Origin of the sequence: Kosakonia sp. CFBP8986, from assembly GCF_034044935.1 — a bacterium.
Lineage (GTDB): Bacteria > Pseudomonadota > Gammaproteobacteria > Enterobacterales > Enterobacteriaceae > Kosakonia > Kosakonia cowanii.
In genome coordinates this window covers 521,098-536,433 of record NZ_JAXCXB010000004.1, presented here as the reverse complement: position 1 = coordinate 536,433, position 15,336 = coordinate 521,098, and the positions used below count along the sequence as shown (strand labels likewise).

Sequence of the window (15,336 nt, the reverse complement as noted above, 5' to 3'; positions counted from 1 at the left end):
CTTTTGGCAGCTAAATACTGGTCTTATCTGAGAAGATTCTAATTCATGTTGCGGGAACGCGTCGCGAAAGGCGCTTTTTCTGCGGGGAACCGCGCAAAAACGGTGGCTAACGCCACCATTGGCGGAATTTTTTGTAACGCAACGCTAACAATACCAGCGCGGCAGCCGCGTAGATAATCGGCTGCGGGGAGAGAATCTTCACCGACCAGAGGTAGTGAACAGGTGCGAGGATCGCTACCAGATAGACGAAGTTGTGCAGAGTTTGCCAGCGTCTGCCCAGTTTACGCTGCGCCCACTGCGTCGATGTCGCAGCCAGCGCCAGTAAGATCAGCCAACTGATTGCGCCAAGGGTTAAATAAGGACGGGTGACAAGCTCTTGTCCGAGCAAAGCCAGGTTATTAATGCCCAGCTCCAGCAGCGTATAGCTCACCAGATGTAAGCTGGCCCATGCAAAGCACCACAGCCCAAGCAGCCGACGCGTACGGATCAGCAGTGGCTGCTTACCGTAGCGCGCCAGCGGAGTGATTAGCAGGCTGGCGAGCAGAAACTTCAGCGCCATTCGGCCGGTGAAATGTTGAATATCTTTTGCCGGATCGGCGCTGAAGTAGCCCTGGTTCGCCGCCCAGAAGAGCCAGAGCAGCGGCAGGAAACCGGCAAGATGTAGCGCAACTTTAAGCCAGGTGATCTGTTTTGCCGTTAACCGCACTTAGAAGTTCTCCCGCAAATCGAGACCGCGATAGAGGGAAGCGACCTCTTCACCGTAGCCATTAAACAGCAGCGTCGGCTGGCGCTTTACGTCCAGCGCGCCGCCCGAACCGATAAAACGTTCCGTCGCCTGCGACCAACGCGGGTGATCGACATGCGGGTTCACATTGGCATAAAAACCATACTCATTCGGTGCGGAGAGGTTCCACGTTGTCGGCGGACGCTGGCTGGTGAGCTTGATACTGACGATAGACTTAATGCCTTTAAAACCATATTTCCACGGCACGGTGAGGCGGATCGGCGCTCCGTTCTGCGGCGGCAGCGCTTTGCCATAGACCCCAACGGTGAGCAGCGTGAGCGGATGCATCGCTTCATCTATACGCAACCCTTCTACATAAGGGTAGGCCAGGCCGCCGCCAATAAAGCGATCCTTCTGACCCGGCATCTCATCGGGCGCATAACGTGTTTCAAAAGCGACATACTTCGCTTTGCTGGTCGGCTCCACCAGCGCCAGCAGTTTATGCAGCGGAAAACCAATCCACGGCACCACCATCGACCAGGCTTCGACGCAGCGCATGCGATAAATACGCTCTTCCAGCGGAAAGCGCGAGGTCAGCGCCGCATGATCGAGTGTCAGCGGTTTCGCCACTTCACCATCAATGGTCAACGTCCAGGGATCGGTCTTCATGCTGCCGGCATTGGCAGCAGGATCGGCTTTATCCAGCCCGAACTCGTAAAAGTTGTTGTAGCCGGTAACTTTCTCTTCCGGCGTCAACGGCAGCTTACTTTGCCATTCGGCAGGCTGGGTGAATGTCAGCGGTTTGCCAGCCGGCGCTTTTGGACGGTCATTGCCTTTAAACCAGTCCAGAAGATCGGCTTGCGCCACTGAAGGGAGTGTGGCGGCCGTTGCACCGATGCCGAGCATCTTTAATACCTGGCGGCGCTGCATAAAAAACACGGATTCAGCGGTGACATCTGCTTCGGTCAATTTTTTCTTCATTTACATCCTCTGAGGGGTGTCGCGGCTGGCGTAGGGAAAACTACGTTAACGCGAAGAAGAGCAAGTTAGCAATTAGTGAAAATTGCGTGTTAAAGACATTCTTTAAGCTTATTGATGATTGGAAAAAAATTTCTGAAGACTATACTCGCTGGGTGAAACGGTGTGCCATTTTCGGGCTTCACCGCAGTGCGCGCGCGTGTCGCGGCGAAGCTCAAAAGTTAGTGCTTACTATACAGACCTTCTTCAGGCGATATCGTTCTGTTCTTTACACGCGCGGAGTTAAATCAGGGATGCGATTAACGACGAAATTTAGTGCTTTTGTAACACTTCTGACCGGGCTGGCGATTTTCGTCACGCTCATCGGCTGCTCACTCAGCTTTTATAACGCCATACAAGATAAAGTCGCCAACCGCGTACAGGCCGTTGCTGCCGTTATCGATACCCGCCTGATCTCCACGCCGCTTCCGCGCCTCTCAACGCAGCTTGATGAGATGATGGTGCCGGTCGATATCACCTCGATTGCCATCAAGCAGGGCCGCCATACCCTTTTAAGCCATACGCGCAAAGGGAATTATCGCCCGGCGGGCAGTAACTACGCGATGCGCGAGATTGAGATGCCGTCGATGAAGATCCCCGGCGTGACCTTTACGCTGGTCTATCAGGATCCGATGGCCAACTACTTCCGCTCCATGATGACCACCGCGCCGCTGACAGTGGCGATTGGTTTTATGATAGTCATTATTTTCCTCGCGGTGCGCTGGCTGCGACGCCAACTCTCCGGCCAGGAGCTGCTGGAACTGCGGGCGACGCGCATCCTCAACGGCGAGCGCGGCGCGCAGGTGCGCGGCAGCATCTATGAGTGGCCGTCGCGCACCAGCAGCGCGCTGGACGTCTTACTCACCGATATTCAGTTTGCCAGCGATCAGCGCAGCCGCATGGATACGCTGATCCGCTCTTACGCGGCGCAGGACACGCGTACCGGCCTCAATAACCGCCTCTTTTTCGATAATCAACTGGCAACACTATTAGAAGATCAGGAAAAAGTCGGCTCGCACGGTGTGGTAATGATGATCCGCCTGCCCGATTTTGACCTGCTGCGCGACAGCGACGGGCTTGCCTCTGCCGCCGAAGAGTATCTCTTTACCCTCATCAACTTACTCTCCACCTTTATTATGCGTTACCCCGGCGCGCTGCTGGCGCGCTATCACCGCAGTGATTTTGCGGTACTGCTTCCGCACCGCACATTAAAAGAAGCGGAGAGTATCGCCGGGCAGATCCTGAAAGCGGTGGATGGTTTACCGCCGACCAAAATGTTGACCCGGGAAGACATTATGCATATCGGCATCTGCAGCTGGCGCGGCGGGCAGTCGACAAGACAAGTGATGGAGCACGCGGAGGCGGCGGCGCGCAACGCGGTGCTGCAGGGCACCAACAGTTGGTCAGTCTATGACGACTCGTTACCGGAGCAGGGGCGCGGCAATGTGCGCTGGCGCACGCTGATTGAGCAGATGCTGAATCGCGGTGGGCCGCGCGTCTACCAGAAACCGGCGGTTAACCGCGACGGGCAAGTGCACCACCGGGAGCTAATGTGCCGCATTTTCGACGGCGAGCAGGAGGTGATCGCTGAAGAGTATATGCAGATGGTGCTGCAATTTGGCCTGTCAGAGGAGTATGACCGGCTGCAGATCACGCGCTTAATGCCGTTCCTCGGCTACTGGCCGGAGGAGAACCTCGCCATTGAGGTCACCGTCGAGTCGCTGATCCGCCCGCGCTTCCAGCGCTGGCTGCGCGATACCTTGATGCAATGCGAAAAATCGCAACGCAAACGGATTATTTTTGAACTTGCAGAGGCCGATGTGTGTCAACACATCAGCCGATTGCAGTCGGTCGTGCGATTGATCAATGGATTAGGCGCGCGCGTGGCGGTGGTTCAGGCGGGTCTGACATTGGTCAGCACCAGTTGGATCAAAGCTCTGGATGTCGAGTTACTGAAGCTGCATCCGGGGTTGGTCAGGAACATTGAGAAGCGCACCGAAAACCAGCTGCTGGTACAGAGCCTTGTTGAAGCGTGTAAAGGCACACGAACCCGCGTCTTTGCGACCGGCGTTCGCACGCGCGGCGAATGGCAGATGCTGGTGGAGCGAGGCGTTGCGGGCGGACAGGGCGATTTCTTCGCGGCGTCTCAGCCGCTCGACACCAATGTGAAAAAATATTCACAAAGATACTCGGTTTGAACTGCTGTTTGAGTCGTTTTCACGTAGAATAACGCGCGCTGCCGTGGTCGGGGGGCGTGCGAGCCTGCCCGCCAGATTGTTGCAGTAAAAATGCCGGTTTGACCTTTGCCAGCTTGCAGGCGCAACGTGCCGGAACGACGGTTTTTTTACGCTTCCGGACAGAGTCATGTCGTTTTGCAACAAAGGAAACAAACTGCACTAATTTTCACCGTAGCTGAGACTTCTTGTGCCTTGTCGCTGCTGCGTGTGGTTGGTAAAGTAAGCGGATTTTTCTTTCCGCCCCAGCTTTCAGGATTATCCCTTAGTATGTTGAAAAAATTTCGTGGCATGTTTTCCAATGACCTGTCCATTGACCTGGGTACCGCGAATACCCTGATTTATGTAAAAGGACAAGGCATCGTACTGAATGAGCCTTCCGTAGTGGCCATTCGCCAGGATCGTGCCGGTTCACCGAAAAGCGTGGCCGCAGTCGGTCATGAAGCGAAGCAGATGCTTGGCCGTACGCCGGGCAATATCGCTGCAATCCGCCCGATGAAAGATGGCGTAATCGCGGACTTCTTCGTGACCGAAAAGATGCTGCAGCACTTTATCAAACAGGTACACAGCAACAGCTTTATGCGCCCAAGCCCGCGCGTACTGGTCTGTGTGCCGGTTGGCGCCACGCAGGTTGAGCGCCGCGCGATCCGTGAATCCGCGCAGGGCGCTGGCGCCCGTGAAGTCTTCCTGATTGAAGAGCCGATGGCCGCCGCGATTGGCGCGGGTCTGCCGGTTTCCGAAGCGACCGGTTCTATGGTCGTCGATATCGGTGGTGGTACCACCGAAGTCGCCGTTATCTCCTTAAACGGCGTGGTTTACTCCTCCTCTGTCCGCATCGGCGGCGACCGCTTCGACGAAGCGATCATTAATTATGTGCGCCGCAACTACGGCTCGCTGATTGGTGAAGCCACCGCAGAACGTATCAAACACGAAATCGGCTCTGCCTACCCGGGCGATGAAGTGCGCGAAATCGAAGTGCGCGGTCGTAACCTGGCAGAAGGTGTACCGCGCGGTTTCACCCTGAACTCCAACGAGATCCTTGAAGCCCTGCAGGAGCCGCTGACCGGCATCGTTAGCGCTGTCATGGTCGCGCTGGAGCAGTGCCCGCCGGAGCTGGCATCCGATATCTCCGAGCGCGGTATGGTTCTGACCGGCGGCGGCGCGCTGCTGCGCAACCTCGACCGTCTGCTGATGGAAGAGACGGGTATTCCTGTGGTAGTGGCAGAAGATCCCCTGACTTGCGTAGCGCGTGGCGGCGGCAAGGCGCTGGAAATGATCGATATGCACGGCGGCGACTTGTTCAGCGAAGAGTAATCCGCGTCAGATACGGGGCCTCGCGCTCCGTATCTGTCTGGCCTGAGAATACGCAAAGCCTATGAAGCCAATTTTTAGCCGTGGCCCGTCACTGCAGATTCGCCTGTTCCTGGCGGTTTTGGTGGCGCTTGGAGTCATCATCGCCGACAGCCGCCTCGGTACGTTCAGCCAGATCCGGACGTACATGGATACGGCCGTCAGCCCTTTCTATTTTATTTCCAATGGTCCCCGCGAATTATTAGACAGCGTGTCGCAAACGCTGGCTTCGCGCGATCAGCTCGAACTTGAAAACCGGGCGCTGCGCCAGGAGCTGTTGCTGAAAAACAGCGAGCTGCTGATGTTAGGGCAGTACAAGCAGGAGAACGCGCGGCTGCGCGAACTGCTCGGCTCGCCGCTGCGTCAGGATGAGCAAAAAATGGTCACCCAGGTGATCTCAACGGTTAACGATCCCTACAGCGATCAGGTGGTTATCGATAAAGGCAGCGTCAACGGCGTTTACGAAGGCCAGCCGGTGATCAGCGATAAAGGCGTTGTCGGCCAGGTGATTGCGGTTGCGAAAATGACCAGCCGCGTGCTGCTGATTTGCGATGCGACCCACGCGCTGCCGATCCAGGTGCTGCGTAACGATATCCGCGTCATTGCCGCCGGTAACGGCTGTACTGACGATCTGCAACTGGAACATCTGCCGGCGAATACCGATATTCGCGTGGGTGATGTGCTGGTGACCTCCGGTCTCGGCGGGCGTTTCCCGGAAGGCTACCCGGTTGCGGTGGTCTCCTCGGTGAAACTCGATACCCAGCGTGCGTACACGGTGATTCAGGCGCGTCCAACCGCCGGTCTGCAACGTTTACGTTACCTGCTGCTGCTCTGGGGCTCCGATCGCAACGGCGCTAACCCGCGCACGCCGGAAGATGTTCACCGCGTGGCGAACGAGCGTCTGCTGCAAATGATGCCGCAGGTCTTGCCTTCTCCGGATACCATGGGGCCGCCTGCACCGATGCCTGCGCCGGCGACCGGCTTAACCCAGCCGATGCCGCAACAATCGTCGGGAGGGCAGTAGTGGCAAGTTATCGTAGCCAGGGGCGCTGGGTCATCTGGCTCTCGTTTTTCATTGCGCTATTGCTTCAAATCATGCCCTGGCCGGATGACATCATCGTCTACCGGCCAAACTGGGTGCTGCTGATTCTGCTCTACTGGATCCTCGCTTTGCCGCACCGCGTAAATGTCGGTACGGGTTTTGCGATGGGTGCCATACTGGATCTCATTAGCGGATCCACCCTTGGCGTACGCGCGCTCTCCCTGAGCATCGTCGCCTATCTGGTCGCACTGAAATTTCAGTTATTCCGTAATCTGGCGCTCTGGCAACAAGCGCTGGTGGTAATGTTATTGTCGCTGGCAACAGAAGTGGTCGTCTTCTGGGCCGAGTTTTTGGTGATCAACGTCTCGTTCAAACCAGAAATTTTCTGGAGCAGCCTGGTCAATGGCGTGCTCTGGCCGTGGATCTTCCTGCTTATGCGTAAGATCCGTCAGCAGTTTGCGGTGCAATAAAGGTTGATATGACAGCTATCTGGCTTGCTTCTGGTTCTCCCCGCCGTCAGGAATTACTGACGCAGCTTGGGGTGTCGTTTGAGCGTATTGTTCCGGGTATTGAGGAGCAGCGGCAGGCCGGCGAGAGCGCCAGGCAGTACGTGGCGCGGCTGGCGCGGGAAAAAGCGCAGGCGGGCGTGGCGATGGCATCGCGCGATCTGCCGGTGCTGGGCGCCGATACCATTGTCATATTAAATGGGGAAGTGCTTGAAAAACCCCATGACTCCTCGCATGCTGCCACTATGCTGCGTCAACTCTCCGGGCAGACTCACCAGGTGATGACCGCCGTCGCTATTGCGGACCGCGAACAGGTGCTGGAGTGTCTGGTAGAAACCGAAGTGACCTTCAGAGCGTTATCAGAAAAGGATATTGCCGACTATGTAGCGAGCGGGGAACCGCTGGATAAAGCCGGTGCGTATGGTATTCAGGGGCTGGGCGGTTGCTTTGTCAGGAAAATTAACGGGAGTTATCACGCTGTCGTTGGCTTACCGCTAGTGGAAACCTTTGAATTGCTGAGCAATTTCAACGCAGTGCGTGAAGGAAGAGATAATCATGACGGCTGAATTACTGGTCAACGTTACACCATCGGAAACGCGTGTTGCCTATATTGACGGCGGCATTCTGCAGGAAATTCACATCGAGCGCGAAGCACGGCGCGGGATAGTAGGCAATATCTACAAAGGTCGGGTTAGCCGGGTGCTACCGGGTATGCAGGCGGCTTTTGTAGATATTGGTCTGGAAAAGGCGGCGTTTCTACACGCCTCCGACATTATGCCGCACACCGAATGCGTCGCCGGTGAAGAGCAGAAGAACTTTACCGTACGCGATATCTCCGAGCTGGTGCGCCAGGGCCAGGACCTGATGGTACAGGTGGTGAAAGATCCCCTCGGCACCAAAGGCGCGCGTCTGACTACCGACATCACTTTACCCTCCCGTTACCTGGTCTTTATGCCGGGCGCCGCGCACGTTGGCGTCTCTCAGCGTATTGAGAGCGAAGCCGAGCGCGATCGCCTGAAAAAGGTGGTGGCGAGCTACTGCGATGAGCAGGGCGGATTTATCATTCGTACCGCTGCGGAAGGGGTTTGCGAAGAGGATCTCGCCTCTGACGCGGCCTACCTGAAGCGCGTCTGGACGAAGGTAATGGAGCGCAAAAAGCGCCAGCAGACGCGTTATAAGCTCTACGGCGAGCTGGCGTTAGCCCAGCGCGTCCTGCGCGATTTTGCCGATGCCCATCTCGATCGCATCCGCGTTGACTCGCGCCTTACCTTTGAAGCGCTGCTGGAGTTTACCGCGGAGTACATCCCGGAGATGACCAGCAAGCTTGAGCACTACAGTGGCCGCCAGCCAATCTTCGATCTCTTTGATGTCGAAAACGAAATCCAGCGTGCACTGGAGCGCAAAGTGGAGCTGAAATCGGGCGGCTACCTGATTATCGATCAAACCGAAGCGATGACCACCGTCGACATCAACACCGGCGCGTTTGTCGGCCATCGCAATCTCGACGACACCATCTTCAATACCAACATTGAAGCCACCCAGGCGATCGCCCGCCAGCTGCGGCTGCGCAATCTCGGCGGCATTATCATCATCGACTTTATCGATATGAATAATGAGGATCACCGCCGCCGCGTGCTGCACTCGCTGGAGCAGGCGCTGAGCAAAGACCGGGTGAAAACCAGCATCAATGGTTTCTCCCAGCTTGGCCTGGTGGAGATGACCCGCAAACGCACCCGCGAAAGCGTTGAACATGTGTTGTGCAACGAGTGTCCGACCTGTCACGGGCGCGGCACGGTAAAGACGGTCGAAACGGTGTGCTATGAAATCATGCGCGAAATCGTGCGCGTGCATCACGCCTACGACTCCGATCGCTTCCTGGTCTACGCCTCTCCGGCCGTGGCGGAAGCGCTGAAGAGCGAAGAGTCCCATGCGCTGGCGGAGGTGGAGATCTTCGTCGGTAAGCAGGTCAAAGTACAAATCGAGCCGCTCTATAATCAGGAGCAGTTTGACGTAGTCATGATGTAATTCGCGGCCATGCTGCGAAACAAGCGGGTCTGATGGGTTTGACAAGGAGAGAGGCGTGAGGCGACTGCCGGGGATATTACTGCTTACAGGCGCGACGCTGATCGTTATCGCGGCGCTGCTGGTAAGCGGGCTGCGCCTTGTGTTACCCCACCTTAATGAGTGGCGTGAGCCAATTCTGGCGCGCATCTCTGCACAAACCGGGCTTCCGGTTAAGGCCAGCGAGTTTCAGGCGCGCTGGCAAACTTTCGGCCCGGAGCTGGAGGTTCGCGATATTCAGGCCACGCTGAAAGATGGCGGCAGCGTTGAGGTAAAGCGCGTTACTCTGGCGCTCGACGTCTGGCAGAGCCTGCTGCACCTGCGCTGGCAGTTCCGCGATCTCACCTTTTACCAACTCGCGGTTAACAGCAATACCCCCCTTGAGAGCAGTGAAGAGGGCAACACCCTCGGCAAGGATCGCATCAGCGATCTCTTTTTGCGCCAGTTCGATCACTTCGATCTGCGCGACAGCCGCGTCAGCTTTTTAACCCCCTCTGGTCAACGCGCCGAACTGGCGATCCCGCAGCTCACCTGGCTTAACGGCGACGATCGCCACCGTGCCGAAGGGCAGGTGAGCCTCACCAGCCTCACCGGGCAGCATGGCGTGATGCAGGTGCGTATGGATCTGCGCGATGATAACGGCCTGCTGAATAACGGCCGCGTCTGGCTACAAGCCGATGATATCGATGTCAAACCGTGGCTCAGCCAGTGGATGCAGGATAAGGTCGCGCTGACCTCCGCCCGCTTTAGCCTCGAAGGGTGGATGACGCTCAACAAGGGCGAAATTGAAAGCGGCGATGTGTGGCTGAAAAAAGGCGGTGCCAGCTGGCTGGGGAATAACACCACCCATCGCTTGACCGTCGACAACCTGACCACCCATATCAGCCGTCAGAAAGCGGGCTGGCAGTTTGACGTGCCGGTGACGCGCATTGCGATTGATGATAAACCCTGGCCGCAGGGGGCGCTCAGCTTCGCCTGGGTCCCGGCGCAGGAAGCGAAAGAGGCGAGCGATGAGCTTCGCGTTCGTGCCACCAACCTTGAATTGAATAGCCTCGACGGGCTGATGCCGATTGCGCAGAAAATTTCCCCGGCGATGTATGACATCTGGAACACTCTGCAACCGGCGGGCAAGCTTGCGCGGCTGGCGGTCGATATTCCATTAAAAACGCCGGAAAAGAGCCGCTTCCAGGCGCGCTGGCAGGATCTCAGCTGGCATCAATGGAAGCTGCTGCCCGGTATGGAGCACTTCGCCGGCACGCTTGATGGGAGCGTTGAAAACGGGCGCTTAACCGCCGATATTTCGCAGGCGAAGATGCCGTATGAGACGGTGTTTCGCGCGCCGCTGGAGATCGAAAAGGGCCTGGCCACGCTCAACTGGCAGAAGAACGAGCAGGGCTTCCAGCTGGACGGGCGCAATATTGATGTACAGGCCACCGGGCTGCACGCGCGCGGGGATTTCCGTTATCTGCAACCGGAAGGCAAAGCGCCGTGGCTCAGCATTCTGGCCGGAATTAACGTCTCCGACGCCGGGCAGGCGTGGCGTTACTTCCCGGAAAACTTGATGGGCAAAGCGCTGGTGGATTATCTCAGCGGTGCGATTAAAGGCGGGCAGACGGAAAACGCCACGCTGGTCTTCGCCGGTAACCCGAGCCTCTTCCCCTATAAGCATAATGAAGGGCAGTTTGAAGTGCTGGTGCCCCTGCGCAATGCCACCTTTGCCTTCCAGCCGGACTGGCCCGCGCTGCAAAACCTCGATATTAGCCTCGACTTCCTCAATGACGGCTTATGGATGAAGAGCGACAAAGTGATGCTCGGCGGCGTGACCGCCAGCAACCTGGCCGCCGCGATTCCGGATTACATCAAAGAGAAGCTGATCATTGATGCCGATATCAATGGGCCGGGCAAAGAGGTCGGCCCCTATTTTAAACAGACGCCGCTGCACGACTCGCTCGGCAGCGCGCTAGATGAGCTGCAAATTGATGGTGATGTGAGTGCTCGCTTACATCTCGATATTCCGCTGGATGGCGAGATGACGCTGGCCAAAGGCGAGGTCGCGCTGAAGAACAATTCGCTGTTTATCAAGCCCATCAGCAGTACGCTGAAAAACCTCAGCGGCAAATTCAGCTTTGAGAATGGCAACCTGAAGAGCGAGCCGCTGACCGCCACCTGGTTTAACCAACCGCTGAATGTCGACTTCACGACTACCGAGGGCGCTAAAGCCTACGAAGTGGCGGTGAATCTCAACGGCAACTGGCAGCCATCACGTACCGGCGTACTGCCGGAGCAGCTTAACGATGCACTGCGCGGAAATGTGACGTGGAAAGGGGATGTTGGCGTGACGCTCCCTTACCGCGGCGAAGCGAGCTATAAGGTCAACCTGGCAGGCGATCTCGGCAATATCGCCAGCACTTTACCGCCGCCGCTTGAAAAGCGGGCAGGCCAAGCGCTGCCGGTGAAGGTGAAAGTGGACGGCAACCTGCACAGCTTTGCGCTGACCGGTAACGCAGGCGCGGATAATCACTTTAACAGCCGCTGGCTGCTCGGCAGCAAGCTGGCGCTCGATCGCGGCATCTGGACCTCGGAGAGTAAAACCACGCCGCCGCTGCCGGAGCAGAGCGGGCTGGAGCTTAATCTGCCGCCGCTGGACGGCGCGCAGTGGCTGGCGCTGTTTAATCAGGGCGCAGCAAGCCATGTCAGCAGCAGCGCTTCGCTGCCCTCGCGCATCACGCTGCGTACGCCCGCCCTGACGCTCGGCGGGCAGCAGTGGAATAACATGAGCATCGTCTCGCAGCCGCAGTTTGCCGGCACCACTGTTGACGCGCAGGGCCGCGAGCTTAACGCGACGCTGAAAATCAATAAAAACGCGCCGTGGCAGGCCGATATTCGTTATCTCTACTACAACCCGGCGAGCGCCGCGAAGACGAAAGATATCACTTCGCCAACCACGCTTTTCAGCGAGAAGCAGCGCATTGATTTCAGCGGCTGGCCCGATCTGCAACTGCGCTGTAAAGAGTGCTGGCTGTGGGGGCAGAAATATGGCCGTATCGAGGGCGATTTCGCCATTAAAGGCGATACGCTGACGCTGGCAAATGGGCTGGTCGATAGCGGCGTGGCGCGCCTGACCGCCGACGGCGAGTGGGTCAACCGCGCGGGCGGCGAGCGCACGTCCATTAAGGGAATTCTGCGCGGCGATAAGCTCGATTCGGCGATGGGCTTCTTTGGGGTGCCGACGCCGGTGCGCGACGCGCCGTTCAACGTCAATTACGATCTGCACTGGCGCAGCGCGCCGTGGCAGCCGGAGGAAGCGTCGCTCAACGGTATTCTGCGCACGCGCCTCGGCAAAGGCAAAATCGATGATATCAGCACCGGTCATGCCGGGCAGATCCTGCGCCTCTTCAGCGTCGATTCCCTGCTGCGCAAGCTGCGCTTTGATTTCAGCGACACCTTCAGTAATGAGGGCTTCTGGTTTGACTCCATTCGCAGCACGGCGTGGATCAAAGATGGCGTGCTGCACACTGATGACACGCTGGTCGACGGGCTGGAAGCGGATATCGCGATGAAAGGCTCGGTGGATCTGGTGCGTCGCCAGCTTGATGTTGAAGCGGTGGTGGCACCAGAAATTTCCGCGACCGTTGGCGTGGCGGCGGCGTTTGCCGTTAACCCGATTGTTGGCGCGGCGGTGTTCGCGGCCAGTAAAGTGCTGGGTCCGCTGTGGAATAAAGTCTCCATTTTGCGCTACCGCATTACCGGCCCGGTAGACCAGCCGCAGATCAACGAAGTGATGCGCCAGCCGCGTACCGACAAAAAGCAATGATTTGACGGCATCAGCGAATTGCCTCAAGCTCCTTGTATCGCACTTTTTTATTGCCCGATGTGGCGGCAACGACGAGAAAACATGATGAGTCTTAATCTGGTGAGTGAACAACTGCTGGCAGCGAATGGCCTGAATCATCAGGATCTGTTTGCCATTCTCGGTCAACTGACCGCGCGTCGTCTTGACTACGGCGACCTCTATTTCCAGTCGAGCTATCACGAATCCTGGGTTTTAGAAGACCGCATCATCAAAGATGGTTCGTACAATATTGACCAGGGCGTGGGCGTGCGCGCCATCAGCGGCGAGAAAACCGGTTTTGCTTACGCAGACCAGATCAGCCTGCTGGCGTTAGAGCAGAGCGCGCAGGCCGCGCGCACCATCGTCCGCGAAGAGGGCGACGGTAAAGTCAAAACTCTCGGCGCGGTTGAGCATCAGAGCCTCTATACCAGCATCGATCCGCTGCAAAGCATGAGCCGCGAAGAGAAGCTCGATATCCTGCGTCGCGTCGATAAAGCGGCACGCGCTGCCGATAAGCGAGTGCAGGAAGTGACTGCCAGCCTGACCGGCGTCTACGAGCTGATTCTGGTGGCGGCGACGGACGGCACGCTGGCGGCCGATGTGCGCCCGCTGGTACGTCTCTCTGTCAGCGTACAGGTTGAAGATGACGGTAAACGTGAGCGCGGTGCCAGCGGTGGCGGCGGTCGTTTCGGTTACGAGTGGTTCCTGCAAGAGGTGGATGGTGAAGTTCGTGCCGACGCCTGGGCGCACGAAGCGGTGCGTATGGCGCTGGTCAATCTCTCTGCCGTTGCCGCGCCTGCGGGCACGCTGCCGGTAGTGCTGGGCGCAGGCTGGCCGGGCGTGCTGCTGCACGAAGCGGTCGGTCACGGCCTCGAAGGAGACTTCAACCGTCGCGGCACTTCCGTATTCAGCGGCCAGATGGGGCAATTGGTTGCCTCCGAGCTTTGCACCGTGGTCGATGATGGCACCATCGCCGATCGCCGTGGTTCAGTTGCCATTGACGATGAAGGGACGCCGGGCCAGTACAATACGCTGATCGAAAACGGCGTGCTGAAAGGCTATATGCAGGACAAGATGAACGCGCGCCTGATGGGCGTGAAACCGACCGGTAACGGCCGTCGTGAGTCTTATGCCCATCTGCCGATGCCGCGTATGACCAACACCTATATGCTGGCGGGCAAATCGACGCCGCAAGAGATTATCGAATCCGTGGAGTACGGCATCTATGCGCCGAACTTCGGCGGCGGCCAGGTAGACATTACCTCCGGCAAGTTCGTCTTCTCCACCTCTGAGGCGTACCTGATTGAAAAAGGCAAAGTGACCAAAGCGGTTAAAGGCGCGACCCTGATTGGCTCCGGCATCGAAGCGATGCAGCAGATCTCCATGGTCGGCAACGATCTGAAGCTTGATAACGGCGTTGGCGTCTGCGGCAAAGAGGGGCAGAGCCTGCCGGTTGGCGTGGGTCAACCGACGCTGAAGGTCGATAATCTGACTGTCGGCGGCACGGCCTAATCCTTACCGTTCACCCTCTTTCGCGCAAAGAGGGTGAATGCTTTCACACCCTGCGCCCCTGCATGCTCTGGTAGACCTTCGCCACCTCAATAAAGTAATCCGTCAAATAGTTGATACAGACCTGCACTTTCAACGGCAGCTTATCTTTCTGCGTGTAGAGCGCGTAAACCGGGCGCGGATCCGACTGGTAGCGCGGGAGCAGGATCTCAAGCTGACCGCTGTTGATCTCATCGATCACCCACATCAGCGGCACGTAGGCGATCCCTGCGCCGGCGGTTAACCAGCGGGTTAAGGTCATCGGATCGTTGGTGACAAACCGCCCCTGCGGGATCAGGCGCGTGGCGATCCCTTCCGGGGCCACCAGCTCAAACTCGTTATCCGGGCGCACGCTGTACTCCAGCCACGAGTGGTTCACCATATCGGCTGGTTTTTCCGGCGTGCCGTAGTGGGCGAGATAGTTTTTGGCCGCGCAGACCACCATCGGCATGGTGCCGAGGCGGCGGGAGAAGAGGCTGGAATCCTGCAATGCGCCCACGCGGATCACCACGTCCAGCCCGTCGGCGATAAGATCCGGCGCGGGGATGCCCGTCACCAGATTAACTGACAGCCCCGGATGCTCTTTCAGCATCTCGGCGGTCATTTTTGCCAGCACATTTTGCGCCATGGTTGAAGAGCTACCGATGCGCAGCGTGCCGATGGGCGTATTGTTAAAGGCGTAGAGCTGCTCGTGCACATTCTGCACCTCATGGAGCATCCTGCGACAGCCCTGATAGTAGATCTTTCCTGCTTCGGTCAGCCCAATGCTGCGCGTGCTGCGGTTCAGCAGCTTCACCTGCAATTCATCTTCCAGCTTCGCCACGGTCTGGCTGATGGACGAAACGCTCATTTGCAACTGACGTGCAGCGGCGGTAAAGGAGCCCAGTTCCACCACTTTGGCGAACACCGACATGCGTTTTAAACGTTCCATTATTCACTCTGACTTAAAAGTGATTTAGATCACATAATATAGATAACAGCATAACAGTTACGCTAATATACTATCTATCCATAATATTCAC

At 57.5% G+C, this 15,336-nt stretch carries 11 protein-coding genes; 8 read left to right on the top strand and 3 right to left on the bottom strand.

Going from position 1 to position 15,336, the window contains the following annotated elements; genetic code table 11:
- Nucleotides 1-106: 106 nt before the first annotated feature.
- Nucleotides 107-706: a protein-methionine-sulfoxide reductase heme-binding subunit MsrQ gene (gene msrQ, locus SOM48_RS12110; protein WP_076769267.1), complete on the bottom strand. Its 600-nt coding sequence runs from the start codon at nt 704-706 to the stop codon at nt 107-109.
- The gene (gene msrP / locus SOM48_RS12105; RefSeq protein ID WP_320512016.1) at nt 707-1,705 is read right to left on the bottom strand and encodes a protein-methionine-sulfoxide reductase catalytic subunit MsrP; all 999 of its coding nucleotides are present in this window, start codon (nt 1,703-1,705) and stop codon (nt 707-709) included. It lies immediately after the preceding gene.
- A 290-nt stretch (nt 1,706-1,995) separates the two neighbouring features.
- On the opposite strand from msrP, the gene csrD reads away from it, so the two are divergent.
- From csrD to tldD, 8 genes are all read left to right on the top strand, one after another.
- On the top strand, nt 1,996-3,939 hold the full coding sequence (csrD, locus tag SOM48_RS12100; protein ID WP_076769265.1) for an RNase E specificity factor CsrD: 1,944 nt from the start codon (nt 1,996-1,998) through the stop codon (nt 3,937-3,939).
- 306 nt (nt 3,940-4,245) lie between these two features.
- A complete protein-coding gene (gene mreB, locus SOM48_RS12095; protein ID WP_006818047.1) occupies nt 4,246-5,289 on the top strand; it encodes a rod shape-determining protein MreB in 1,044 nt (347 codons plus the stop codon).
- Between the two features lie 61 nt (nt 5,290-5,350).
- Complete coding sequence (mreC, locus tag SOM48_RS12090; protein WP_023480946.1) at nt 5,351-6,349, top strand: rod shape-determining protein MreC; 999 nt, start codon at nt 5,351-5,353, stop codon at nt 6,347-6,349.
- On the top strand, nt 6,349-6,837 hold the full coding sequence (gene mreD / locus SOM48_RS12085; protein ID WP_023480801.1) for a rod shape-determining protein MreD: 489 nt from the start codon (nt 6,349-6,351) through the stop codon (nt 6,835-6,837). Before mreC ends, mreD begins: the two co-directional genes overlap by 1 nt.
- Before the next feature lie 8 nt (nt 6,838-6,845).
- Nucleotides 6,846-7,439: a Maf family protein gene (locus SOM48_RS12080; RefSeq protein WP_054802958.1), complete on the top strand. Its 594-nt coding sequence runs from the start codon at nt 6,846-6,848 to the stop codon at nt 7,437-7,439.
- Nucleotides 7,429-8,898: a ribonuclease G gene (gene rng / locus SOM48_RS12075; RefSeq protein WP_076769264.1), complete on the top strand. Its 1,470-nt coding sequence runs from the start codon at nt 7,429-7,431 to the stop codon at nt 8,896-8,898. The genes SOM48_RS12080 and rng overlap by 11 nt, the downstream gene beginning before the upstream one ends.
- 55 nt (nt 8,899-8,953) lie before the next feature.
- Complete coding sequence (yhdP, locus tag SOM48_RS12070; protein ID WP_320512015.1) at nt 8,954-12,748, top strand: AsmA2 domain-containing protein YhdP; 3,795 nt, start codon at nt 8,954-8,956, stop codon at nt 12,746-12,748.
- 84 nt (nt 12,749-12,832) lie between these two features.
- Nucleotides 12,833-14,278: a metalloprotease TldD gene (gene tldD / locus SOM48_RS12065; protein WP_054802959.1), complete on the top strand. Its 1,446-nt coding sequence runs from the start codon at nt 12,833-12,835 to the stop codon at nt 14,276-14,278.
- A gap of 43 nt (nt 14,279-14,321) precedes the next feature.
- Here tldD and aaeR read toward each other — a convergent pair whose 3' ends face one another.
- Complete coding sequence (aaeR, locus tag SOM48_RS12060) at nt 14,322-15,245, bottom strand: HTH-type transcriptional activator AaeR (protein ID WP_320512014.1); 924 nt, start codon at nt 15,243-15,245, stop codon at nt 14,322-14,324.
- Nucleotides 15,246-15,336 lie beyond the last annotated feature (91 nt).